General features: G+C 47.5%; 20 protein-coding genes and 2 tRNA genes. 10 read left to right on the forward strand and 12 right to left on the reverse strand.

All coding sequences use genetic code 11. The features are described from left to right. Positions 1 to 51: 51 nt before the first annotated feature. The 4 genes from N7386_RS10665 to N7386_RS10680 all read right to left on the reverse strand — a co-directional run bounded on the left by N7386_RS10665 (position 52) and on the right by N7386_RS10680 (position 3,552). Positions 52 to 1,320: a polysaccharide biosynthesis/export family protein gene (locus N7386_RS10665; RefSeq protein ID WP_011717000.1), complete on the reverse strand. Its 1,269-nt coding sequence runs from the start codon at positions 1,318 to 1,320 to the stop codon at positions 52 to 54. 37 nt (positions 1,321 to 1,357) lie between these two features. Beyond that, entirely contained in the window at positions 1,358 to 1,699 is a 342-nt protein-coding gene (locus N7386_RS10670) for an STAS domain-containing protein (protein ID WP_041413020.1), read from the reverse strand. 225 nt (positions 1,700 to 1,924) lie between these two features. Then, positions 1,925 to 2,320 carry an ATP-binding protein gene (locus N7386_RS10675; RefSeq protein WP_011717002.1) on the reverse strand — a complete coding sequence of 132 codons (396 nt, stop codon included), beginning with the start codon at positions 2,318 to 2,320 and terminating at the stop codon, positions 1,925 to 1,927. Next, the gene (locus tag N7386_RS10680) at positions 2,317 to 3,552 is read right to left on the reverse strand and encodes a SpoIIE family protein phosphatase (protein WP_011717003.1); all 1,236 of its coding nucleotides are present in this window, start codon (positions 3,550 to 3,552) and stop codon (positions 2,317 to 2,319) included. The genes N7386_RS10675 and N7386_RS10680 overlap by 4 nt, the downstream gene beginning before the upstream one ends. A 308-nt stretch (positions 3,553 to 3,860) precedes the next feature. Between N7386_RS10680 and N7386_RS10685 the strand changes: the two genes are divergently transcribed. Genes N7386_RS10685 through N7386_RS10695 form a run of 3 tightly spaced genes read left to right on the forward strand, consistent with a single transcriptional unit; the run spans position 3,861 to position 9,611 of the window. Continuing rightward, positions 3,861 to 4,763 (forward strand): phosphate/phosphite/phosphonate ABC transporter substrate-binding protein, encoded by a 903-nt coding sequence (locus N7386_RS10685; protein ID WP_011717004.1) that lies wholly within the window; start codon positions 3,861 to 3,863, stop codon positions 4,761 to 4,763. Between the two features lies 1 nt (position 4,764). Beyond that, positions 4,765 to 8,124, forward strand: coding sequence for a PAS domain S-box protein (locus N7386_RS10690; protein ID WP_279768450.1), 3,360 nt, complete (start codon positions 4,765 to 4,767; stop codon positions 8,122 to 8,124). 8 nt (positions 8,125 to 8,132) lie between these two features. Then, positions 8,133 to 9,611, forward strand: a complete 1,479-nt coding sequence (locus tag N7386_RS10695; RefSeq protein ID WP_279768452.1) for a sigma-54 dependent transcriptional regulator — start codon at positions 8,133 to 8,135, stop codon at positions 9,609 to 9,611. 229 nt (positions 9,612 to 9,840) lie between these two features. Here the strand turns inward: N7386_RS10695 and N7386_RS10700 are convergent, their stop codons facing one another. The 4 genes from N7386_RS10700 to N7386_RS10715 all read right to left on the reverse strand — a co-directional run bounded on the left by N7386_RS10700 (position 9,841) and on the right by N7386_RS10715 (position 13,902). Next, positions 9,841 to 11,472 (reverse strand): methyl-accepting chemotaxis protein, encoded by a 1,632-nt coding sequence (locus N7386_RS10700; protein ID WP_279768454.1) that lies wholly within the window; start codon positions 11,470 to 11,472, stop codon positions 9,841 to 9,843. Between the two features lie 596 nt (positions 11,473 to 12,068). Further along, positions 12,069 to 12,145 (reverse strand) — tRNA-Val (locus N7386_RS10705). A gap of 49 nt (positions 12,146 to 12,194) precedes the next feature. Further along, positions 12,195 to 12,271: transfer RNA gene (locus N7386_RS10710), tRNA-Val, on the reverse strand. A gap of 251 nt (positions 12,272 to 12,522) precedes the next feature. Continuing rightward, positions 12,523 to 13,902, reverse strand: coding sequence for an MATE family efflux transporter (locus N7386_RS10715; RefSeq protein ID WP_011717029.1), 1,380 nt, complete (start codon positions 13,900 to 13,902; stop codon positions 12,523 to 12,525). Positions 13,903 to 13,935: 33 nt separating this feature from the next. Here N7386_RS10715 and N7386_RS10720 point away from each other — a divergent pair, with 33 nt between their 5' ends. Continuing rightward, a complete protein-coding gene (locus N7386_RS10720; protein ID WP_011622721.1) occupies positions 13,936 to 14,556 on the forward strand; it encodes a riboflavin synthase in 621 nt (206 codons plus the stop codon). A gap of 9 nt (positions 14,557 to 14,565) precedes the next feature. Here the strand turns inward: N7386_RS10720 and N7386_RS10725 are convergent, their stop codons facing one another. Both N7386_RS10725 and N7386_RS10730 read right to left on the reverse strand, forming a co-directional pair. Continuing rightward, complete coding sequence (locus N7386_RS10725) at positions 14,566 to 14,766, reverse strand: CPXCG motif-containing cysteine-rich protein (RefSeq protein WP_011622722.1); 201 nt, start codon at positions 14,764 to 14,766, stop codon at positions 14,566 to 14,568. Between the two features lie 221 nt (positions 14,767 to 14,987). Next, positions 14,988 to 15,248 carry a hypothetical protein gene (locus N7386_RS10730; protein ID WP_244096609.1) on the reverse strand — a complete coding sequence of 87 codons (261 nt, stop codon included), beginning with the start codon at positions 15,246 to 15,248 and terminating at the stop codon, positions 14,988 to 14,990. A gap of 374 nt (positions 15,249 to 15,622) precedes the next feature. Here N7386_RS10730 and thrS point away from each other — a divergent pair, with 374 nt between their 5' ends. The 4 genes from thrS to rplT all read left to right on the forward strand — a co-directional run bounded on the left by thrS (position 15,623) and on the right by rplT (position 18,750). Next, positions 15,623 to 17,551: a threonine--tRNA ligase gene (thrS, locus tag N7386_RS10735; RefSeq protein ID WP_011622724.1), complete on the forward strand. Its 1,929-nt coding sequence runs from the start codon at positions 15,623 to 15,625 to the stop codon at positions 17,549 to 17,551. Positions 17,552 to 17,554: 3 nt separating this feature from the next. Continuing rightward, entirely contained in the window at positions 17,555 to 18,097 is a 543-nt protein-coding gene (gene infC / locus N7386_RS10740) for a translation initiation factor IF-3 (RefSeq protein ID WP_084294816.1), read from the forward strand. 85 nt (positions 18,098 to 18,182) lie between these two features. After that, complete coding sequence (gene rpmI / locus N7386_RS10745; protein ID WP_011072303.1) at positions 18,183 to 18,377, forward strand: 50S ribosomal protein L35; 195 nt, start codon at positions 18,183 to 18,185, stop codon at positions 18,375 to 18,377. A 16-nt stretch (positions 18,378 to 18,393) separates the two neighbouring features. Then, positions 18,394 to 18,750, forward strand: coding sequence for a 50S ribosomal protein L20 (gene rplT, locus N7386_RS10750; RefSeq protein ID WP_006081652.1), 357 nt, complete (start codon positions 18,394 to 18,396; stop codon positions 18,748 to 18,750). Positions 18,751 to 18,943: 193 nt separating this feature from the next. Here rplT and trxB read toward each other — a convergent pair whose 3' ends face one another. Together trxB and ald are read right to left on the reverse strand one after the other, a co-directional pair. Continuing rightward, positions 18,944 to 19,897 carry a thioredoxin-disulfide reductase gene (gene trxB, locus N7386_RS10755; protein ID WP_011717030.1) on the reverse strand — a complete coding sequence of 318 codons (954 nt, stop codon included), beginning with the start codon at positions 19,895 to 19,897 and terminating at the stop codon, positions 18,944 to 18,946. 250 nt (positions 19,898 to 20,147) lie between these two features. Next, on the reverse strand, positions 20,148 to 21,263 hold the full coding sequence (gene ald, locus N7386_RS10760; RefSeq protein WP_011717031.1) for an alanine dehydrogenase: 1,116 nt from the start codon (positions 21,261 to 21,263) through the stop codon (positions 20,148 to 20,150). 180 nt (positions 21,264 to 21,443) lie between these two features. Between ald and lrp the strand changes: the two genes are divergently transcribed. Both lrp and N7386_RS10770 read left to right on the forward strand, forming a co-directional pair. Continuing rightward, positions 21,444 to 21,950 carry a leucine-responsive transcriptional regulator Lrp gene (gene lrp, locus N7386_RS10765; RefSeq protein WP_007647640.1) on the forward strand — a complete coding sequence of 169 codons (507 nt, stop codon included), beginning with the start codon at positions 21,444 to 21,446 and terminating at the stop codon, positions 21,948 to 21,950. Between the two features lie 321 nt (positions 21,951 to 22,271). Then, entirely contained in the window at positions 22,272 to 25,025 is a 2,754-nt protein-coding gene (locus N7386_RS10770; protein WP_011717032.1) for a DNA translocase FtsK 4TM domain-containing protein, read from the forward strand. Positions 25,026 to 25,077: the final 52 nt, after the last annotated feature.

A 25,077-nucleotide genomic window follows, 5' to 3' on the forward strand; every position in this document is an offset into this window, starting at 1 on the left:
GCGAATCATCCTAAGGGTGGCATCACCTGCCACCCAAGCGCTTGTTCCGAGCTACAGCAAACCGAGTAAACTTGCAGGCACCAATAAGTCGGTTAGACTGCGCGCAATCTCACGCACATTGGTCACGCCAGAGTCATAGCAGGCGATACCATCTCCAGGGAGCAATACCGGGTTCATTTGTGGCTGCCAAGAATCACGGATTAAGCTGTCCAATGAGCGCTCGACGATATCGGTTTGATCCGAGAGCGGATTGCGTGTCACTAGCAACACATGACGACTGGCGTTGGTGCTTTGGGCGCCGCCGACACAGTTAGCCGCTATCGCGCCTGTGAGTAAACGTGTGCCGTAGGGAAAACGTGTCGCTTCGGTATCTACCGCAGATTGCGAGTTACTGCTCGCTGGTTGGGTTAAGTTAGAAATAAACACGCGGATCCCAGGTGCGGTGATTTGCGAGGGGCGCACCAGTTTGTCCTCAAAATGCCGAGAACTTGGGACAAAGATTTGATCGCCGGCACTCAAGAGAAAACGTGGCACTTGGGTACCGCTGATCACGCCGGATAAATCCAGTAAAAAATGCTGTTGACCGCGGATCACCCGCACTTGACGGATATCGGCGTCGGGTCTCACCCCTCCGGAGGCGCGAAGGGCGGCGGCTATGGTGCGATCGCTTGCCTGATCGCCGCTATGGCTCTTGTCATCATCCTTAATCTCGGTATCGGACTTTTGGTTGATAAAGTGCTGCCCCGGTTCAAATACCGAACCCAGTACAGTGACTTCAACCGGCGCCCAGGCGATGGGACTGATATTAACCCGCACGCTGCTGGCTTGCATTAATTGCTCATTCACTAAGGTTTGACTGATACGTTGTTTCAGGACGGAGAGAGTCAATCCCTGCGCAGTAATCGGCGGTAAATAGGGCAGATAGATTTGGCCGTTGGCATCAATCTCCACATCAGCACTGAAATCCTCGCCATTAAGGATCCCTACACGCAACTTATCACCAACGGAGAGCTGTGCATCGAGGGCGGCTGTTTCGCTCAATGTGGCGCTAATGCTTTGAACTTCACTTGGATTAAGACTGACGTTCTCAGCTTGCGCCGTTAATAACTGCTGGTCCGCCTGACGCAGATACGAAGTTTGCGGGCCGAAGTAGTGACAATATTCTCCGGCCTGTTGCTGACAGAGTTGGTCCTGAGTCGTGCGCTGGGGAGTGACGCAAGCCGTTAACAAGCAGATAGCGGCGCTGATAGTCACTTGTGGTAAGGATAAATGGCATTTACCTGCGATATGGCCCAAATGGCTGAGTGTTAACCTTTCCATAATGTCACTCCCTCTTAGCTAAACCCTGTACGATGCGCTAGTGGCAACTAAAGTGCGCGATGGCTGCATCTTGATTTTCATAGATGCTGAAAATCTGGTGTAAGCGCGTCAGTTCAATCAGGGCGCGCACATGGGCCGAAGGAGACAAAAGCAATATTTCACCATCATGCTGCTGTGCCCGTTTAAGAGCGGAGATCAATACCGACAAGCCGCTAGAGTCGATGCATTTCACTTGTTCAAGATTGATGATTAGGCGGTTAGTGTTCTGCTCCATATGGCGTAATAGCGCGGCCCTGTGGGTGGGCGTATTGGCCATCATCATCTCTGTGGGAAATATCACTAGGCTCGCGTTGTATTTTTCGAGTGGGAAGAATTTCATGATAATCACCTCTGGCTGCCAGTTAATATTGAAACCGCAGTAACAGATAGGCATTTATCAGGCCAATATTTATAATTAATAAATTCAATCAGTTAACTTGGTAAAGGTATTAAGGATAGAGCTAGGTTTGAAAATGCATTGCAATTTGCAATTGGAAAGCGCTACGAACATGAAACGAAACCTAGCGGTGGAAATTCCCGCCGCTAGGTATGATGGAAATGATCTTTAGTGATGACGCAGTAAGGTTAACCTTAAGTGTGAACCGAGCACTGTGGTCTGAAACCGCACCGCATCCATCCAGTTATACATGATCCATAAGCCTCTACCATGCTCGTTCATTTGGTCAGGACATTGGTCGAAGGAAACCTTAGGCACCACGGGCGAGCGGTCCAGTAAATCGACGATAATCCGGTCATGATTACAGTGGACAATCAATACGATGGGCTCACGGGAATCTTCGGTGTGATTTATCACATTACTGACCGCCTCGAGTATGCAGGTAATGACTTTAAATCGTTGGCGCTCATGTACATTTTGCATCAGCATAAACTGCTCTAATTCGGAGCAAAAAGGCTGTTGACTCCATTGGTCATGGGTGAGGTTAAACTGCAAGCTGTTCATAATGCCTCCAAAGCCGCATTGGCATAGTTGGCTGACGGGTAGGTAATTAACATCATCGAAATATCATCTTGAGTTGTGCCGCCTTGCCAGAGTTGTAAGGCATGGCTCAAGTGATGCAGCAAGGCTTCATCGCTCAAGCTGTTGGCTTTCGAGCACAGGGTTTGCAAACGCGCTTGGCCGAAAAAACCGAACTTGGGGTGTTGGCACTCATAGGTACCATCGGAAAATAACAACAAGCGACTGCCAGGTAAGAGGGTGACTAGCTGATCTTGATACTGCACGGCGCCATGGATCCCAAGCGGTAACTCAGTGTCGAGGGGCAAGGGCTCGCAGCTAGTCTCGGTGAGCAGTAACGGCGCGGGATGGCCGGCGCTGCACAGCCTTAGTTCACCCGTCAGCGTATTGATCTTGCCGAGTAACAGAGTCACAAAGCGGCCAGTATTGTCTGGGTCGCTTAGCTCGCGATTAACCTGATTCACTATTTCTTGGGGCGATAATCCGCACCAATCGGTACGTTCCATCGACAGACGCTGGGCAAGGCTGACACTCTGCAGCGCGGCGGCGACCCCATGACCCGCGGCATCAATCAGATAAAACCCGAGTTGATCATCGCCAAGATCGAAACATTGATAGAGATCGCCAGCAAGATAACTCGCGGGCTGAAACTCATGGTGTAACTGCCAATCCCTTGGCAAGGTTTTACTGCGGGGCAGTAATTCTCGCTGCACCTTAGCGGCAGAAAACAAATCCTGTTTTATGGTGCTGAGCAAGGCAGATTCTTTCGCAAGCCCTTGCTGTAACAGTTGAATGTTACGGCTCAAGTTATGTTGCAGCTGCACGATACGCATTGCAGCTAACATCCTAACCTTTAACAGTTCTGGTAGAAAAGGCTTACAGATAAAGTCATCGGCGCCCGCTTCAATACCTAACACAATATCGGCTGTCTGATTATTGGCCGTCAGCAAGATCACAAAGGGCGGCAGATGATTATTTTTAACGATTTGGCACAACTCGATGCCGCTCATCTCAGGCATGCGCCAATCGCTGACTAAAATATGCACTTCATTCTGCTGCAAGTAATCCAGCGCAGCCTTACCGTTACTGCGACTCTCGACCAACCAACCAAACTGTCTTAGCAGGTGAGTGATATAAAAGCGCTCGCAATCTGTGTCTTCCACGACCAGCACAGACAAGGTAACGGCTTGAATCGATGTGAGCGAAGAGAGCGGCATAGTCTGACTCCTGCAAAGGGAATATTTTCGAATAGCAAGAGCTATGCCCATTTAAAAAAAGCCAACTAATTGAGGTTGATACTGCAAAGCATCGCCGAAAAGCGCAGGCTTAAGACTGATTTTTGCCATCTTGTTGCAAAATGCAAAACCCTCATCCATAGTGAGTTTATCTCAGGCGAAATGTTCTCCAAGATGATTGTTTTTATTGATGGTATTTTTTATGGCACAGGGGTTGCTGATGCAGCATAGGGGCAAAGTGTTTTATGCCCTATATGTAGAATGCATATCATTAAAAAAGGACATTTAGCATGGCTCAGTTTTCTAGATTGTGCGTCAAGGCAGCGCCTAACAATGCCATAAAATGGCAGTTTATCTATCTGATAATCTTAGTAATGGCTTGGGTATCGCCGACTTATGCGCAGGATAGCAATCCCCCTGATACCCCAAAACCGACGCTGATTTTTGGTGTAGTACCCCAGCAGTCGGCGACTCAACTCGCAAAGCTGTGGCCGCCGATCCTCGCCGCCTTGTCTGAAAATGCAAATTATCAATTGCAATTTGCAACGGCACCCGACATTCCCACCTTTGAGCGGCGGCTCAAGGCAGGGGAATACGATATTGCCTATATGAATCCCTACCACTATGTGGTGTTTCATGACAGCCCGGGATATTTGGCCTTAGCGCGTGAAAAGGATAAAAAGCTCAAAGGCTTGCTTGTGGTACGCAAGGATTCTCCCATCAAATCGTTAGCCCAATTAGAGGGAAAAACCTTGGCTTTTCCGGCACCCGCGGCATTTGCGGCCAGTGTGCTACCAAGGGCACATCTGCAACAGGCCAATCTTAATGTGCAGGTAAAATATGTAGGCTCCCATGACTCAGTATATTTAGCCGTGCTGCAAGGGCTTGTAGATGCGGGGGGCGGCGTTCAGCGCACCTTTAATAATCTTAGTGAAGCGCAAAAACAGCAATTAACGGTATTGTGGCAAACGCCGACCTATACGCCCCATGCTATTGCAACGCATCCACGAGTCTCGGCGGCGCAGCGTCAAATGCTACTCGAGCGGTTAATGGCACTCTCGACAACAGCGCAGGGCAAAGCCTTATTAGAATCGGTGGACTTTTCAGCGTTTACCGCGGCAGAAGATCAGGATTGGGATGATGTCCGCTCGCTCAAACTCGGCTCCTTAACCAAACCGCTCGGGGAGAAATAGTGTGTCGTTTAGACTGAAAACAATTTTAGGGATCGCCTTAATCGAAGGTTTATTACTGTTTTTGCTGGTGTATACCAGCATTAACTACCTTAAGTTGTCTAATCAGTCGCAAATTGAAAAACGGGCCGAAACCACGTTAACACTGTTCTCTGTGGCGGCGCAGGATGCGGTGATCAGTAACGATCTGGCGACATTACATTCGTTAATTCAAGAGCTGTTAAGCCACAGCGAAGTCTTGTATGTAACAGTGTCTGATCAGAGCCGCATTTTGGCCTATGGCGGCGCCGATAAATACATTCAGGTTTCGCATCAAGCGGATAAACATCTGGATCAAGTCAAAGATGGGATCTTCGATCTCGAATATCCCATTGAAGTCAATGGCTATCTGTTCGGCAAAGTGAACATGGGGTTTGAGACCCAGAGCCTTGAAAATCTGGTTAATACGGTGACACAACAGATCCTCTCAATCGCTGGGGTTGAAATGTTGCTGGTGGCCTTGTTTTCATTGCTGCTTGGGCATTACCTCACCCGTAACTTAACTCAGCTAACCAGCGCCTCTAAACGCATTCTCGCGGGCGAGATTGGGGTGAGGGTGCCTGTCAAAGGCAAGGATGAAATCGCCCAGATGACCCGCGCCTTTAACAATATGGTCGATAAAGTCGATGCCAGAACCAAGGCATTAGAGGCGGCAAATATCCGTCTCAACACCATTCTTGAGTCGGCGGTCGATGGCTTTGTGATCATCAATGAATTCGGCATCATTACCGACATCAACCCCGCCGTCAGTCGACTCTTTGGTTATGCCCATAATGAACTGATTGGCCAGAATGTATCGATTTTTATGCCGTTCGACCAAAGGCCATTGCACGATGGTTACATTCAGCAGTACTTCACAACCCATGTTGCCAAAATCATCGGCACCAGCCGCGAGTTAACGGCGCAACGTAAGGACGGTCAGCTATTTCCTATCGCCTTATCCGTGTCGCAAATGAGCATCGACAATCGGGCGATGTTTATCGGTTTAGTCAAAGACTTATCCGAAGCGAAACGCAAAGAAATCGCCGCAGCGAAAACCGAGTCAGTGTTGCTTGCCACCTTAGCGGCGAGCCAAGATTGCTTAATAACCATCGATATGTCGGGCAAAGTCATTGAATTTAACCTCGCGGCCACCAGACTGTTTGGTTATAGCCGCGAGGAAGCTGTCGGCGCCTTATTGGAGGATTTAATTATCCCCGAAGACAAACAACAGGGGCATAAGCGAGGCATTGAACGTTATCGCCGCACTGGCGAAGGGAAAATGCTCAATAAGCGGGTCGAATTACTCGCGCGCTGCAAGGCTGGAAATCTAATCCCTATCGAGCTTGAGGTGGTACCGATCCAACTCGGGGATGAAGTGCTGTTTACGGCATTTTTACGGGATATTTCTGAGCGCAAAGCCAACGAGCAAAAACTACAGCAGGCAAAAGAACAAGCCGAGCAGGGCAGTAAAGTGAAGTCGCGTTTCTTAGCCACCATGAGCCATGAGATCCGCTCACCGCTGAACGCAATTTTAGGCGGGGTGGAATTGTTGCTCGACTCATCCTTAAGCAAAGATCAACGCATTCACGCCAATATCGCGCGGGAAGCGGGCAGTGCTTTGCTGCATACCATTAACGATATCTTGGACTTTTCGAAGATTGAAGCCGGGCAGATGGTGCTCGAGTCCCATGAGTTTGAGCCAGATAAACTGGTTGCTCAAGTGCTGCAAATTCTTGAGCCCAAAGCCTTCGAAAAGGGGTTAGAGCTGGTCAGTTTTGTGAATCGAAATGTGCCAAGAACCGTGGTTGGCGATCAGCAGCGCTTACGCCAAGTGCTGCATAACCTCGTCGATAATGCGATTAAGTTTACTGCATCCGGCACCATCACAGTGGAAATGTGGATCCCCGATAATCACCAAACCGAGGTGCAACTCTATTGCCGTGTCACAGACTCTGGTATTGGTATCTCTGCGGAGGCGCAAAGCAAACTATTCAAAGAATTTAGCCAAGTACACGATACCCATAACACAAACTACAAGGGTACGGGCCTAGGTTTGGCCATCTGTAGCGAGCTTATCACTATGATGGGCGGCACGATCGAGCTGCAAAGTGAGCTTGGTCAGGGAAGTCGCTTTACTTTTTATGTGTCTTTGCAATTGCTTGAGGGAAATTTCTGCCACAGTCATTATTTCCCCGCCCATTCTCGGGTTCTGCTCGCCCACCATGATGCAACTTGGCTATCGCTCGTCTCGAAACAATATTCGCAATACGGGGTAGAGACGGTTGAAGTGATGGACTGGCCATCAATCAAACGGGCGAAAAAAATAAAAGGTCAATTCAACCTAATTTTGCTCGATGAAGGCTTCTTTTTGGATGTAAACGAACAGGATGTCAATCGATTAAGGCAAGCGCATTTAACCGCCGATGGTTCTATGGTGGCCTTGGTATCGGGAATGAGCACCGAAATAACCCATTCACTCGCCACGTTAGGGTTAGATCAAGTCGTCAATAAGCCCCTAAGCCGCGCCATGCAGTTAGCACTCTTGAGTAAAGATGCGCTGGCGAATGAGTTTGAAGAGGAGTATGTGGCCCAAGAGAAATTCCAAGGCCATATCCTCCTCGCCGAAGACAGTCCCGCGAACCAAATTATTGCCGGAACCATGCTCACCAAGGCGGGGTTTGATATCACTTATGCCTGCAACGGGCTTGAAGCGGTTAAGTTGGTCGCCGAAAAGCCCTTCGATCTCGTCTTGATGGATGTACGTATGCCCGAGATGGATGGACTCGAGGCCACGGAAGTCATCCTGCAAAATCACCCTGAGCAAGTTATTCTGGCGATGTCGGCCAATGTGATGAAAGAAGAGATAGAGCATTGCTATCGAGTCGGGATGAAGGACTTTATCGCTAAGCCCGTCAAACAAAAAACCTTACTGCATGCCATTCAAAAATGGTTGCCCAATGCCGTTGTCAGCTTACCAAGCTCACATAAACCCGCTGAAAACTCAGCGAATTTACTCGATGAACCACTCCTAGCGGAGCTTGAACAAACCTTAGGTAAAGCGAGTCTATCGAACATGATGACGATCTTCTGTGATGAATTGGCGCAGCGGCTTAATCAGTTAAGCGAACTCGATTCGACGCAAGTGGACGAGATTGAAGATCAAGCGCACACTCTAAAAAGCAGTTCAGGCAGTTTTGGGGCGACGGCGCTGTTCTTATTAGCTCAGAAATTAGAAGCCTGTGCCCGTCAGCAACAGCTCGGTGCCATTCCCGAGCTGATGGCACAGATTTATGTCCTTGGAAAACAGACTCACAGCCTATTAACGGAACGATTTATTCAATAGGGATAGCTATGAATTATTCAGCATTATTGGTTGAAGACAGTATGTCACTCGGTGCGCTCTATACGGAGTATTTACGCGCGGAGGACATTAACGTAACCCATGTGCATTACGGCGCGGATGCCCTAAAGGAATTGTCGAACTGGCAGCCTGATCTGTTAATTCTCGATATTAAGCTGCCGGATATGTCGGGTCTCGACATTCTTAAGCAAGTGCAGCAGAGTCATCCCCATATCAGCACCATTATGATCACCGCCCACGGCAGCATCGATATTGCCATTGATGCGATGCGCTCAGGGGCGTTCGACTTTTTAGTTAAACCCTTCGATGCCAAGCGACTATCAATAACGGTGCGTAATGCCCTTAAACAAAAGCAATTACTCGAGCTTGTGACTCAGTATGAAAACAGCTTGCCAAAGGGTCATTACCAAGGGTTTATCGGCGATTCGCTGGCGATGCAGAGCGTGTACAAAACCATTGATTGTGTCGCCAACAGTAAGGCATCGGTTTTTATTATGGGGGAGAGTGGTACGGGTAAAGAAGTCTGCGCCCAGGCCATTCACCAAGTCGGTAATCGCGCCGACAAACCCTTTATCGCCTTAAACTGCGCATCAATCCCGAAAGAACTGATTGAAAGCGAAATTTTTGGCCACTGCAAAGGGGCATTCACCGGCGCCCATAACAATCGGGATGGCGCCGCGACTCGAGCCGACGGCGGCACCTTGTTCCTCGACGAAATCTGCGAAATGGATTTAGAACTGCAGAGCAAGTTACTGCGGTTTATCCAAACAGGGACCTTTCAACGGGTGGGCGGCTCTAAAGAAGAGCATGTGGATATTCGTTTTATCAGTGCCACCAATCGCGAGCCCTGGGAAGAAGTCAAACTTGGGCATTTCCGTGAGGATTTGTTTTATCGCCTGCATGTTATTCCCATCGAACTGCCGCCCCTGCGCGCACGGGGGAATGATGTGCTCTTGCTGGCCAAACAATTATTAAAAACCTACAGCAAAGAAGAAGGTAAAAAGTTTATCGACTTTAATCCTCAGGCTGCAGCCATGTTGCAAGCCTATGATTGGCCAGGCAATGTAAGGCAACTACAGAACGTGATCCGTCAGATTGTGGTACTCAATGACGCAAGCCATGTTGAGCCAAGTATGTTCCCCACACCGCTAAAGCCGCTAGCACAGCCTCAAACAAAAGTTCAGCTGCAGACTAAGATGCAGGTCGAAACGACAAAAGTGGACATTGATACACCCGTTCAAGTGGTGAGCCGCGAATTATCGGCAGATTCCACGCAAGAGGCGCATACACATACTGCTGAGCAACAGCGGATCCAACCGCTTTGGTTAACCGAGAAGCAAACGATAGAAGGGGCGATAGCCCTGTGTGATGGTAATGTCCCTAAAGCGGCCGCACTGCTGGATATCAGTCCATCGACCATTTATCGCAAACGTATGACATGGGAAGAACAAGCGGAACGTTCAAGCTAATAATTGCTCCATCTTGAGCCGCTGACACTTGCGTTAACAAGAGCTTCAACAGATAGCTAAACAATGAACTTTCACATTGAACGTCAACAGTGTTTGCGGTTAGGTGTTTATCCTCTTTTGTAGCGCAGCCTAGACTCCACTAACCTAGGCCGCGCTAAATCTCAAGTGTGCTAACGTTCAGTAGTTCGCTTTAACTCACAATCGACACCTGAATAAATCTATTCTCTAATCAATAACTGCGCTTGGTTTTGAAGAAGGCAAGTAGCTGTTTTTGTTTACCCGCTTCGGATAACACATCATGGCAAGCCTTACTGGCGTTGCCGACTCCCACCACGTTTTGATCGACCATTTCAACCGTCGATGAGATATTTCTGGAAATGTCTTCGGTCACGCTGGATTGTTCGCTCGAGGCAGTGGCAACCACGGTATTAACATTAGAAATCGCATTGACGGAGGCGGAAATACCTTGGAAAGCACTACGCACTTTTTCCGATACCATTTGTGACTCATCCAACAAACTGGTATTGGCCTTCATATAATGATCGGCCTTTTCCGCCTGAGACTGTAATTTTGAAATAATCTCTTGAATATCAATGGTGGATTGCTGGGTTTTAGCCGCAAGAGAGCGAACCTCATCGGCAACAACGGCAAAACCGCGACCCGCTTCACCAGCCCTTGCCGCTTCAATCGCCGCATTGAGTGCCAGTAGGTTGGTTTGTTCGGAAATACTGGTAATCACATCAATAACAGAGCCAATTTCGATGGAATAGTCTTTCAACTGATTGACTATGGTGCCTGAATCTCGGATCGCCGCGCCAATTTTGACTGAAATATTATCGGACTCACCGAGGGATTTATTGCCTTCAGAGACATTGCCCATCGCCTCACCAGCACTGGTTTCCGCCTCAGTCGCATTTTTACTCACTTCGAGTGCCGTACTGGACATTTCATTGAGCGCCGTCGCGATTTGTTCTACCTGAACCAGCATTTGCTGGGAATTATGCTCAACTTGATTCATGGTCGAGGCGAGTATTTCGGCCGAAGTCGCGGTATTGTCGGCAACGGTAATCAATTGCTCGGTCATCTCAGAAATTTTATCGGCTGTCTCATTACAGCCCTGAGCCAAAATACCCAATTCATTATTGCCAATATCGGCAATGCGCTCGGAAAGATCGCCATTAGCCAACTTCGCCATAAAACTCTGCACAGTTTTAATTGATGTAATAATAAATTTTGAGATAGCCGTCGACGTCACTAACACCAACAATGACACTATGACCAAAATGAATAACATTATTTTGATCGATTCATCGTAAATCACATCGCCATAGCTGCTTGCGTCCTGCGCGCCTTTGTAATTCAGGTCTGATAATTTCAGCAATAAATCCGAGTATTCGTTGTACGCCTCGAGTGATTCCGTCAGCAGCAATTGTTTAGCATCTTCGTTTTTATTTGCCCGTGACAGTATAAGCAGCTTCTGATGAACGACAAGATATTCCTTATATAAGCGCTGAAAATCATTGAAGATATTTCGTTCTTTATTGCCGCTGATCAGTTGCTCGTAGGTGCGGATAGAGTCATCGATTTGCGCTTTGGTTTTCTCCAGTTCACGCTCGGTATCTCGCATCTGTCCTTCATCCAGCGAGAGAATATGCCGGGATTCTAATACCCTAAGATCTGCGGTTTGACCGTTGAGTCGCTCGATGACCCGCACGGCTGGCAACCAGTCATTGGATATGACGGTAGACTGATCATTGATGACCTGCATTTTGCTCATTGCCATCATGGTTAACCCTAGAATTGCAATAATTGGAATCGCAAAAGCGCCAAGTAATAGGTGACTGATCTTTAGATTACGCATGTAAACCCCAGCAATGATGACTATGCTCAAATTCAGTTAAAAAAGCCTAATGTAGGTATTTTTCCTTCCATAGATATATAAGTCAGAGTCTTCACTTTCGCTATGTCCACACAATGAATATTTGAATTGCAATAGTGACTTGCTTGTTTGCGAATACTGTTGTGATGCAGGCAAGATGACCCCATTAAATGCCGAAATAAAAATACCTAGAATCTTAGCCGATTTGCCGCCGGCGAAATGAAAACACATTTTGCAATCGGTGTGGCGGTTATGGCTCACTCCCGATGGTTACTAGGATTTCTTTAGCTATTTAAGATGGGGGTCAGTGGGCAAGTTATCAAATGTATCTTGTGCCAACAGGTTTGGCACGAAATGGGCACAAGTTTAGAAAAACGTTGAATTTTGGGGGAACAGCGGTAAATGTGGATTAAGCAAAAGAGGCAAAATCAGACAGAGCCGAAGGGTGGGGCATGTTTGAATGTTTTTGCAAAAAACTAAAACAGGCTCGAAGATTTTATCTTAGGCACAAATAAAAATTAAGAATCTCGATGGATTTTATATTAAATTGAGGTTTTATAGGGAGTTAAAGCGAGAAATGGTACACCCGAGTGGACTCGAACCACCGACCCCTACCATGTCAAGGTAGTGCTCTAACCAACTGAGCTACGGGTGCACTGTTTACTTTTTAATAAGAAGTCAAAGTTTATACTCTTTGAAGAGAGTGGTACACCCGAGTGGACTCGAACCACCGACCCCTACCATGTCAAGGTAGTGCTCTAACCAACTGAGCTACGGGTGCATCGTTTTAATTGTTGCCTCAACACAACTTAGCGTTGCGCTTCGGAACGAGCGCTATATTAGGGGGATAGCGAAAGGCTGGCAAGCAAAAAAATGAATTTTATTGCCAAATGGTGAATTGCTGTGCAACTTGTCCAGTGTTTCAGCAAAGTTGTTGATAAAGCGGCAAGTTAGACTGTGATGAGGGCCCAAATGACCCCGCGCGAAATAAAACGGCGAGCCAAATGCTCGCCGTTTTATCTTTCAATCTGCTTAATGATGCACGCTGTCGCCTTCAATCAAACTTAAATGCACACCATGCTTTTGAATATAACGAAGGCGGATGAAAAACAGCAGCGCCGCTGAGGTGAGGCCGGCAATTAATCCAGTCCAAAAACCATGGGCGCCCATGGCGGGTACGATAAAGTCGGTATACGCCAAGGTATAACCTAATGTCATGCCAATGCCCCAGTAGGAAAACAGCGTAATATAAAACGCACTGCGGGTATCTTTATATCCACGCAAGGCACCGGCAGCGACCACTTGGATTGAGTCAGATAATTGATACAGCGCGGCCATGAGCATCAAACTGCCGGCAAGTACCACCACTTCAGGATCGCTGTTATACAACTCAGCGATTTGGAAGCGGAATAACACCGTTAAGATTGCCGTCGACAAGGCCAATGAAAGCGCCAACCACAATCCAACCTTTGCCACCACGGCAGAAATATCCGCGCGATCGCGGCCGAGGTAGTAGCCAATACGAATCGAGACGGCAATACCAATCGAGAGTGGCAACATAAATACTATGGCGGAGAAGTTCAGCGCAATCTGATGACTGGCCACGACAGTCGCGCCCAATGGCGCCAGCAGCAGGGCAATAATTGCAAATAGGCTCACCTCAAAGAAGAGCGCCATCGCAATCGGCATTCCAAGCTTAGTCATCTTCTTCATGGTGGCAAAATCAGGGCGATGGAACTGGCTAAAGGGCGCCAATGCGGCAAACTTTTTATGTAGCTGCATATAAATCGTCATGGCAATCAACATGGCCCAAAACACTAGTGCTGTCGCGACACCACAGCCGGCGCCGCCCATTGCTGGCATGCCGAAATGACCATAGATAAAGATATAGTTCGCCGGAATATTCACCGCGAGCCCAACGAATCCGATGATCATGGTCGGTAATGTGTAAGAAATCCCTTCGCTGCAACCGCGTAATACCTGATAGAGCACAAATGCGGGCGCGCCCCATAAAATACCGTCGATATATCCTATGGTTAAGTTGTACAATTGGGGCTCTAAATTCATATGGCTGAGCACGAGTGGGGCGGATGCAAGAAACGCCATCACGCCAAGGCCACCAATTAAGGCCAGATAAGCGCCTTGAAACGCCAGCGGTTGAATGGCTTTCTGATTATTTGCGCCATTATGATGGGCAAATAACGGCGTAAACGCCATCAGCAACCCTTGGACAAATAAGATGGCGGGTAACCAAAGACTGGTTCCTACGGCCACGGCGGCCATATCGACAGCACTGACGCGGCCCGCCATGACCGTATCGATAAACCCCATCATGGTTTGGGTCACTTGGGCAATCAACACAGGGAGTGCGAGTTGAATTAAGCGTTTGGCCTGAAAGCCTGAATGATTCATAAATACAGCCTTTAACAAATAAGCGAGCAAAAAATGTTTACTGGTATAGTTCAAGCCACCTGTGAGGTGGTTGCAATACATAAGAAAGATGGCCTAAATACCCTTGAGGTAGCGTTTAAACCTGATTTGCATGAGGGACTTGCGATTGGCGCAAGTGTGGCAAATAACGGGGTATGTCTGACGGTGACTCAGGTCGTTGATGATAGGGTATTTTTCGATGTAGTGGAAGAGACCTTAAGGTTGACAAACCTTGCCAATTTGACCGTTGGTCAGCGGGTGAACATTGAGCGTTCTTTGACGTTCGGTAGTGAAATCGGCGGCCATATCCTCTCGGGACACATTCATACCAAGGCGAAAGTTAGCCACATTAGTCACACCGAGCAGCATTATGATCTGACCTTAAGCGTCGAGCCCAAATGGATGAACTATATCCTTTATAAAGGCTTTGTCGGGGTAAACGGTTGCAGCTTAACGGTCGGCGAGGTGACCGAGAGCAGTTTTATGCTGCACTTGATCCCAGAAACCCTCAAATTGACCAACTTAGGCCAGTGTCAGGTTGGAGATGAGCTAAATATCGAAATTGACAGCCAAACCCAAGCCATCGTCGATACCGTCGAGCGTGTGCTGGCCAAACGTTTTAGCGGCCAATCTTAAGCTACATGCCTAGTAAATTTGCTCGTCGTCCGAGTCAATATATAACTCTATGGTGCGGCGGGCATCATCCACATGTAAACGCAGGTGGATGGGATTACAACAAATTCGGCAGTCATCGTAATAATCCTGATCGCCGCTGCTGGCATCAATACTAATATGTTGATGGTGTCCGCAGTGGGGGCAGGCAATCACTTTATTCATGATCCTCATGGCGCAACTCCTCTCTAACGAATGCTAGGGATGACACTTGTCGCTAAGCCTTCACACAGGCTTTAGTTGAGTATACAAGAATGTGCCGTGGCAACTTAGATAAAGTCGGTATCAAAATCTCTGTAACTAGATTTTTCCGTTCATCTCAGCGCTGGGTACTTTTTTCACTGAGATTTATCTCGCGTAAAAACCGTCAAGCAATACGTACCGGCTAAGCTAACTCAATCCTTTACTGTCATCAGTTCGACAGGCGCCGTCGGTAATATGCCTTGCTCTATATTGTCACTAATGGCCTGTGATAGCTGTTCTATCTGCTGCAAAAGCTCGGCGTGGATATCGGCCTGTAAGCCTATGGCGTCGAATTGCACCGCTTGGAGTTGAATAGCTCGGGGGGCAGGTTGAGTGTGTGGCGTGGGGCTAACTGGGATTGGGTTCTGGGCGACTTGGCTAAGTGCAACCGTCAATAGGATACTCGTGAACATACCAACTCCTTTGGCTTCATTATTTACAGCGATGTGACGGCACGGTAGGCATGGTGGAAACCTCCAACCAACCCGCAATCATTTAACGCGCATAGCGTAGGGGTGTTAGATGACTGCCACATGAATGATTGACTGCAATATGATGAATTCACGGTAAACTTTGCGGATTGGTGTTAATAAAGAAGCTGATTTGAGTGCTAAGCCTCGCAATTGGGCCATTTAACTTGCGTGCCTTAAAGACTATCCCGTAGAATAACTGTCCTGCTACGCAAGGCGGCTAAGACTCCTGTACTGTCTTAACCTCGCGAGCATTCTCTTTTTACTTAATCACCATGTGGCCCTACGTGTGGGTCACCACTGGACAAGGATATTTCATGCCTGTAATTACACTTCCTGATGGTAGCAAGCGCGAGTTTGCACATCCCGTATCGACTCTCGATGTTGCCGCTGATATCGGCCCTGGTCTTGCTAAAGCCTGTATCGCTGGTCGCGTGAATGGCGAACTAAAAGACGCTTGCGATCTGATCGAAACCGATGCTGAACTTTCTATTATTACCGCTAAAGACGAAGAAGGTATTGAAATCCTTCGCCATTCTTGCGCGCATTTATTAGGCCATGCAATCAAGCAATTATGGCCACAAACCAAGATGGCGATCGGTCCTGTGATCGATAACGGCTTCTATTACGACATCGATCTTGAGCACAAGCTGACTCAAGAAGATATCGAAGCCCTCGAAAAACGTATGCTGGAATTGGCGAAAACCAATTACGACGTAGTCAAACGCGTTGTGAGCTGGCAAGAAGCCCGTGATACCTTTGCCGCACGCGGTGAAGAATACAAGATCGCGATTCTGGATGAGAACATCAGCAAAGATGCAACTCCAGCGCTGTATCATCACGAAGAATACACCGACATGTGTCGTGGTCCACACGTGCCAAACATGCGTTTCTGCCACCATTTCAAATTGATGAGCATTGCTGGCGCTTACTGGCGCGGTAACTCTGAAAACAAGATGCTGCAACGTATTTACGGTACAGCATGGGCGGATAAAAAAGCCCTGAGCACCCATTTAGCCCGCCTCGAAGAAGCGGCTAAACGTGACCACCGTAAAATAGGTAAGCAACTTGACCTCTACCATATGCAAGAAGAAGCACCAGGCATGGTGTTCTGGCATAACGACGGTTGGAGCATCTTCCTCGAATTAGAACGTTTCATTCGCCGTAAGTTAAATCAATACACTTACCAAGAAGTGAAAGGTCCGTTGATGATGGACCGCGTTTTGTGGGAACGTTCCGGTCACTGGGATAAATACTCAGAAGCCATGTTCACAACCAGCAGTGAAAACCGTGAATATGCGGTTAAGCCAATGAACTGCCCAGGCCACGTACAGATCTTCAACCAAGGCTTGAAATCTTACCGTGATCTGCCACTGCGTATGGCGGAATTTGGTTGCTGTCACCGCAATGAGCCATCAGGTTCACTGCATGGGCTGATGCGCGTACGTGGTTTTACTCAAGACGATGCCCATATCTTCTGTACTGAAGATCAAGTTCAAGCAGAAGTTAGCTCTTGTATCCAAATGGTATACGACACTTACTCGACATTTGGCTTTGAGAACATCGTTGTAAAACTGTCAACTCGCCCTGAAAAACGTATCGGTGACGATGCAATGTGGGACAGAGCCGAAGAAGCACTCAAGCAAGCCTTACGTGCGAACAATATCGAATTCACCATTTTACCGGGTGAAGGTGCCTTCTACGGTCCTAAGATTGAATTCACGCTGCACGACTGTTTAGACCGTGCATGGCAATGCGGTACTGTGCAATTAGACTACGCATTACCGAGCCGTTTAGGTGCAACTTATGTCGCCGAAGATAACAGCCGTCAAACGCCTGTGATGATCCATCGTGCGATTTTAGGCTCGTTGGAGCGTTTCTTAGGTATTTTGATCGAAGAATACGCAGGTCGTTTCCCAACTTGGTTGGCTCCAATGCAAGTTGTCGTGATGAATATCACCGACAAACAGGCTGATTATGTTGAAGAAGTGGTCAAATTCTTCAAAGAACAAGGTATTCGCGCCTCATTTGACTTGAGGAATGAGAAAATAGGCTTTAAAATACGCGAGCACACCTTAAGGCGTGTTCCTTATTTATTGGTCGTTGGCGATCAGGAAATGGAAAATAAGGAAGTTGCGGTGCGTACACGTGATGGCGTTGACTTAGGTAAGATGCGAATTGAAGATTTCGCCGCTAAGATCCATCAACAAATTTCGCTCCGTAGTCTCAAATTGTTGGAGGAATAGGTCATAAAGATCAAGAAAACAGCAGGGCGTCAGCTGGCCCCTAATAGAATCAATGAAGAAATCACAGGTGTACCAGAAGTACGCTTAACCGGCATTGATGGTGAAGCTATTGGTGTGGTGAGCATCAGAGATGCTCAGAATTTGGCAGATGAAGCGGGTGTAGACCTAGTCGAAATTAGTCCAAACGCTGAACCTCCAGTATGTCGCATTATGGACTACGGTAAGTTCCTATTTGATAAAGCGAAAGCTCAAAAGGAACAAAAGAAGAAGCAAAAACAGGTTCAGGTTAAGGAAATCAAATTCCGTCCTGGAACTGACGAAAACGACTATCAGGTAAAACTACGCAACCTGATACGTTTTCTGGAAGACGGGGACAAAGCGAAAATTACGCTGCGTTTCCGAGGCCGCGAAATGGCTCACCAAAACCTAGGTATGGATCTATTGAACCGTATCAAAACAGATTTGGATGAGTATGCAATTGTTGAATCCTTCCCGAAAATGGAAGGCCGACAAGCCATTATGGTGCTCGCGCCTAAAAAGAAATAAGTAGGGCAACCTATAAAAGTAGCGAAGGCTATATGCCTTCGCTCGCCTTGCTTTTTATTTAACATCCCAATGCGGAGTTTTAGTAATGCCTAAAATGAAAACCGACAGAGGTGTAGCGAAGCGTTTTAAGAAAACCGCTAATGGTTTCAAGCGCAAGCAAGCCCATTTACGTCACATTCTGACCAAAAAGAGCACTAAGCGTAAGCGTCACTTACGTAACAAGTGTTTAGTTGCTAAAGTTGACGTTCCAGCAATCGCGCGTCAATTACCATACGCTTAATTTAGGAGATTAGAAAATGCCAAGAGTTAAGCGTGGTGTAACCGCACGTGCTCGTCACAAGAAAGTTTTAAAATTAGCTAAAGGTTATTATGGCGCTCGTAGCCGTACTTACCGCGTTGCTGTTCAAGCAGTAACTAAAGCTGGTCAATATGCTTACCGTGACCGTCGTCAGAAAAAACGTCAATTCCGTCAACTGTGGATTGCACGTATTAATGCTGCAGCTCGTCAAAATGGTCTGTCTTACAGCCGTTTCATCAACGGTCTGAAAAAGGCGTCTATCGAAATCGATCGTAAGATTTTGGCTGACATCGCTGTATTCGACAAAGTTGTATTCGCAACTTTAGTTGAAAAAGCAAAAGAAGCGTTAAACTAAGCAATTAGTTTGCCGCACTTAAGAGGGGACCATTCGGTCCCTTTTTTTGTTGCTGTGACCCGTCCAAAATAGCGTTGAGGCTTGCTTCAGGCGAGTCACAAAATACAGATAAAAAAATAGCAGGCTGATGCCTGCTATTTCTATTTGAATCTCGCTAAAACTAAGAACCAGATCCGATGGTTTCTGCGCGTGATTATTTTTTAGCGTCTAAGTAACGCTCAGCATCTAATGCTGCCATACAACCGGTACCCGCAGAGGTAATCGCTTGACGGTAATGTTGGTCCATAACGTCACCCGCGGCAAACACACCTTCAATGCTGGTTTGGGTCGCATTACCTTGAAGGCCGCTTTGCACCTTCAGATAACCGTTGTTCATCTCTAACTGGCCTTCGAAAATCCCAGTATTTGGGCTGTGACCAATGGCCACGAACACACCGGCAACAGCCAGATCTGTGATAGCGCCATCTTTGGTGCTCTTCATTTTCAGGCCTGTCACACCCATAGCGTCACCAACCACTTCTTCCATGGTTTGATCTAGGTGCAGGATAATGTTGCCGTTAGCTACTTTATCCATTAAACGGTCGATAAGGATTTTCTCTGAGCGGAAGGTGTCACGGCGATGAATTAAGTGCACTTCGGCGGCGATGTTACTCAAATACAGCGCTTCTTCAACGGCTGTGTTACCACCACCAATGACTGCAACTTTCTGATTGCGATAGAAGAAACCATCACAGGTCGCACAAGCCGATACGCCGCGTCCTTTGAACGCTTCTTCTGACTCCAGACCTAAGTAACGAGCTGAGGCGCCTGTCGCAATGATCAGCGCATCACAGGTGTATTCACCGTTATCGCCTTTTAGACGGAAAGGGCGCTCAGTCAGTGTGACTTCATTGATATGGTCGAAAAGGATTTCAGTATCAAACTTTTCCGCATGCTTTTGCATACGTTCCATTAATGCTGGACCCGTTAAGTCTTCTGCATCACCTGGCCAGTTTTCAACTTCAGTCGTGGTGGTTAACTGACCACCTTGCTGCATACCTGTAATCATCACAGGCTTTAAGTTTGCGCGCGCAGCATAAACTGCGGCCGTGTATCCTGCGGGACCTGAACCTAAAATCAATAGGTTACTGTGTCTGACTTGGCTCATTTTTCTCTCCGTGCCTTTAGCAAATTGCATGGATTGTAGGGAATTTACCTGTAGGGGTAAAGCGCTGTTTGGTGATTCTTTTAGATTATGCTAATCGAATCCTAAGGCAAATTGTCAGCCTGAGTTTACTAAGGCTTTGGCTTAAACCCCGCACGGGTGAAGATATTTGTGATCAGCATAAAAAATCGGCCTCAACAGAGTGAGGCCGAACAAAGCAGAGTAGGTCTGAAGGACCTAGGCTCTCATATGATTAGGCTAATAAACTTGCTGGCGCTGTGTACTCAAGATTTAATGCTTGCGCCACTTCTTTACAAACCAGTTTGCCGTGCATCACGTTCAAACCGTTCAGTAAGTGTTTGTCTTGTAGTAGGGCAGCTTTATAACCTAAGTTAGCTAACTTAAGGATATAAGGCAGAGTCGCGTTATTCAGGGCGAAGGTTGAAGTGCGGGCAACAGCACCTGGCATGTTCGCGACACAGTAATGCACTACATCATCAACGATGTAAGTTGGATCTTGGTGAGTCGTTGCATGTGAAGTTTCCACACAACCACCTTGGTCGATTGCTACGTCAACGATAGCACTACCTGGCTTCATGCGAGCGATCATGCTACGTGTCACAAGCTTAGGCGCCGCAGCACCTGGAATTAATACGCCACCAATCACGAGATCAGCTTCTAATACATGGCGCTCGATCGCATCGGCAGTTGAGTAAACAGCCTTAACTGCAGAACCAAATTGTACGTTTAAGCGACGCAGTGCATCGATGCTACGGTCAAGCACTACAACATCAGCACCCATGCCCACAGCCATTTGTGCAGCATTGGTACCAACCATACCACCGCCGATGATCACAACTTTTGCAGGCTCGACACCTGGTACACCGCCTAAAAGCATGCCACGGCCACCAGAAGATTTTTCCAGCGCCATCGCACCCGCTTGAATAGACATGCGACCAGCCACTTCTGACATTGGGGCCAGCAAAGGTAAGCCACCACGGTCATCGGTTACTGTTTCGTAAGCGATACATACGGCACCACTTTTAATTAAATCTTCAGTTTGTGGTAAATCCGGCGCTAAATGCAGATAAGTGAATAAAATCTGGTCATGACGCAGCATAGCGCGTTCGACTGCTTGAGGCTCTTTTACCTTTACGATCATCTCTGCTTTAGCAAAGACTTCAGCAGCAGTTGCTAATATTTCGGCACCTGCATCAACATAATCCTGATCTGAAAAACCAATTCCCGTGCCGGCATTCGTTTCGACAAACACTTCATGACCTTTGATGGTCAATTCGCGAACGCTTGAAGGAACCATACCGACACGATACTCGTGGTTTTTAATTTCCTTTGGTACACCAATAATCATTTTTGAGCCTCAATTGCCTGAAAAACCCACTTTTAATGGGCATAATTGTTATTTTATCGTGACCTGAACGTGATTAATTCAGGGATATCTAGTATAGTATCGGCGACGCAGTTTATGCTGCTGAACTTTAGACATACGTAGAATAAAATGTTGTTTTAGTGATAAAGCAAGGTTAAATAAATGGCATATAATAAAAAGAGTCCTGTAAAAGACTTGGATCGCATCGATCGCAACATTCTTAATGAATTACAAATTGATGGACGCATTTCAAATGTGGAACTGTCTAAAAGAGTAGGATTAAGTCCCACTCCGTGTTTAGAAAGAGTGAAACGACTCGAAAAGCAAGGATATATCAACGGCTATACCGCCTTGGTAAATCCTCATTTCTTGGGTGCATCCCTACTGGTATTCGTGGAAATCACCTTGAGCCGTGATACTCCCGAAGTATTTGATAAGTTTAATCGCGCTGTGCAACTGTTAGATGATATTCAAGAGTGTCATCTGGTTTCTGGTGACTTTGACTACTTATTGAAGACACGTGTTTCTGATATGTCAGCTTATCGCCGTTTACTCGGTGAGACGCTGCTGAAATTACCTTCAGTGTCCGATACCCGTACTTACGTGGTGATGGAAGAAGTGAAACACACGAGTCGTGTCGCGATAAACCATCTGCTCTCCGATATTTAATACCCTGAACGTTTACAATAAGGGGCCTCGGCCCCTTATTTATTCCTACGATCACCGTTTCGAACTCAAAAATGACCTTGCTTAGCCCTTAGGTTTGCCAGCTTAAGGGCGAATTTTTATCTGGTTTTTATCTTCTGTTCAGCGGGTAAATTGGTTGCATAATAGTCAGTTAATGTTGAAAACCTGTGCTTTAGGTCATTAGCGCCGATTTTTTGCCTTGTACCAGTAATTCTTAGGATAAAAACGCCCTAAGATGCTCCACATTTAGTGGGATTCTGGTATCGTTAGCCCACCTGTTTTCATTTTTATGGATTAAGTCGTTTGTCTCAAGGAAATAGTGTACGCACGCTCTCAGGCCTGCAGCGTCTGCTCGAAGGCGGACTCATCATTTGCTGTGTTTTAGCCACCTATATTTTGCTTGCCTTAACCAGTTTTAGTCCGTCGGATCCGGGCTGGAGCCAGTCTCATTTTCAAGGCGATATCAAAAACTGGACGGGTGCAGTAGGGGCGTGGATTGCCGACATTCTGCTGTACTTTTTTGGCGTCACTGCCTACATCATGCCGATTATTGTGGCCTCGACAGGTTGGCTGCTTTTCAAACGCGCCCATGATTTATTGGAAATTGACTACTTTTCAGTCGCACTGCGCATCATAGGTTTTCTGCTGCTTATCCTCGGTTTTTCGGCATTAGCCAGCATGAATGCTAATAACATCTATGAATTTTCCGCTGGCGGTGTGGCAGGGGATGTTATCGGCCAAGCCATGTTGCCGTATTTTAATAAGCTCGGCACGACCTTGTTGCTGCTGTGCTTCTTAGGCTCGGGCTTTACGCTGTTAACCGGGATCAGCTGGTTAACTGTGGTCGAGAAGGTCGGCTTTGTTTCCATTTGGTGCTTCAGAAAGCTCAAACGTCTGCCACAAGCACTTAAACGTGAGCGTGAAACCGAAGATACCCGTGGTTTTATGACGGTCGTTGATAAGTTTAAGCAGCGCCGTGATTCACAGCACCAGCTTGAAAAAGCCAGAGTGCGTGAGCCTGAAGTCGCACCGAGTCGCATCTTTACCACTCGCCCAGTGAAGGAGGAAAAGGAAGAAGTCAGCGACGAAATCATCACCGAAGCGAGTACAGGTAAGGGCAAGCTGTCGGCGCTCGCAAAAATCTTGAGCTTAAACAGCAATAAAGCCAAGGCTGAACCTAAAGGCCAACAACGAGTTGAGCCCCAATTGGATCAAGCCAGCGCCGTGGCTGAACATGGCCATTTTGAGGCGCCGCCTTGGGTGGCTAAGCCCAAAGCAGCCGAATTAGATTTAGAGGATGAAACAGAGTTCAAGGCGCACGTATTCGAAGATGACGATGGCGATGACGAACCCGTATTCCATCGTGAAACCATGCTCGATGACGAGGATGAAGACGAGTTAGGTTTTAACGATGAAGATGTCATCGATTTTGATACTAAAGCCTCAACGGGCGCGGTGACTCAGGCACAACGTCAAAAAGAAGCGCCAAAGGCGAAGATTGTCGATGGGATTGTGGTTTTACCGGGACAAGAAGATAAACCTGTTCCAGCAAAACCTATGGATCCGCTGCCAAACATCAGCTTGCTGGATGTGCCTAATCGTAAAAAGAATCCGATAAGCCCTGAGGAATTAGAGCAAGTTGCCCGCTTAGTCGAGGCCAAGCTTGCCGATTTTAACATTGTGGCCACAGTGGTGGGGGTTTATCCCGGTCCTGTGATCACCCGTTTTGAGCTGGATTTAGCCCCAGGCATTAAAGCCTCGAAGATTTCAAACCTCGCCAACGACCTAGCACGTTCACTGCTGGCCGAGCGTGTACGTGTGGTTGAGGTGATTCCGGGTAAATCCTATGTGGGTCTCGAACTGCCAAACAAGTTCCGCGAAACCGTGTACATGCGTGATGTACTCGATTGCGAAGCCTTTACCGAGAGCAAGTCGAACCTGACCATGGTGCTTGGCCAAGATATTTCCGGCGAGCCTGTGGTGGTTGATTTAGGCAAAATGCCGCACTTACTGGTTGCCGGTACCACAGGTTCGGGTAAATCGGTCGGGGTAAACGTGATGATCACCAGCTTATTGTATAAGTCTGGCCCTGAAGATGTTCGCTTTATCATGATCGACCCGAAAATGCTGGAATTGTCGGTGTATGAAGGCATCCCACATCTACTCTGTGAAGTGGTTACCGACATGAAAGAAGCGGCCAATGCGCTGCGCTGGTGTGTGGGTGAGATGGAGCGCCGCTACAAGCTAATGTCTATGATGGGCGTTCGTAACATCAAGGGCTATAACGCCAAGATTGCCGAGGCGAAAGCTAATGGCGAAGTGATTTTAGACCCCATGTGGAAGTCATCTGACAGCATGGAGCCTGAGGCGCCAGCCTTAGATAAACTGCCATCGATTGTGGTTGTCGTCGACGAATTTGCTGACATGATGATGATTGTCGGTAAAAAAGTGGAAGAGTTGATCGCCCGTATCGCTCAAAAAGCCCGTGCTGCGGGTATTCATTTAATCCTTGCGACCCAACGTCCATCGGTGGATGTGATCACGGGCTTAATTAAAGCCAACATCCCGACACGGATGGCGTTCCAAGTGTCTTCCCGTATCGACTCCCGTACGATTTTGGATCAGCAAGGCGCTGAAACCTTATTGGGTATGGGTGACATGTTGTATTTACCGCCCGGCACCGCGGTGCCAAACCGTGTCCATGGTGCCTTTATCGATGACCATGAAGTTCACCGTGTGGTGGCCGATTGGTGTGCCCGTGGTAAGCCACAATACATTGATGAGATCCTCAATGGCGTGAGTGAGGGCGAACAAGTGCTCTTGCCGGGTGAAACCGCCGAATCCGATGAAGAATACGATCCCCTTTACGATGAGGCTGTCGCCTTCGTGACCGAAACCCGCCGCGGTTCGATTTCGAGTGTGCAGCGTAAATTTAAGATTGGTTATAACCGCGCAGCACGTATTATCGAACAAATGGAAATGCAGGGCGTGGTCTCGGCGCAGGGCCATAATGGTAACCGCGAAGTGCTGGCACCGCCGGCCCCGAAACACTATTAATGTTAAGCTAGATGTCAGTTTGAACTCGCCATAATGCGGCGAGTTCAACTTT

Origin of the sequence: Shewanella sp. GD04112 (genome assembly GCF_029835735.1) — a bacterium.
GTDB lineage: Bacteria > Pseudomonadota > Gammaproteobacteria > Enterobacterales > Shewanellaceae > Shewanella.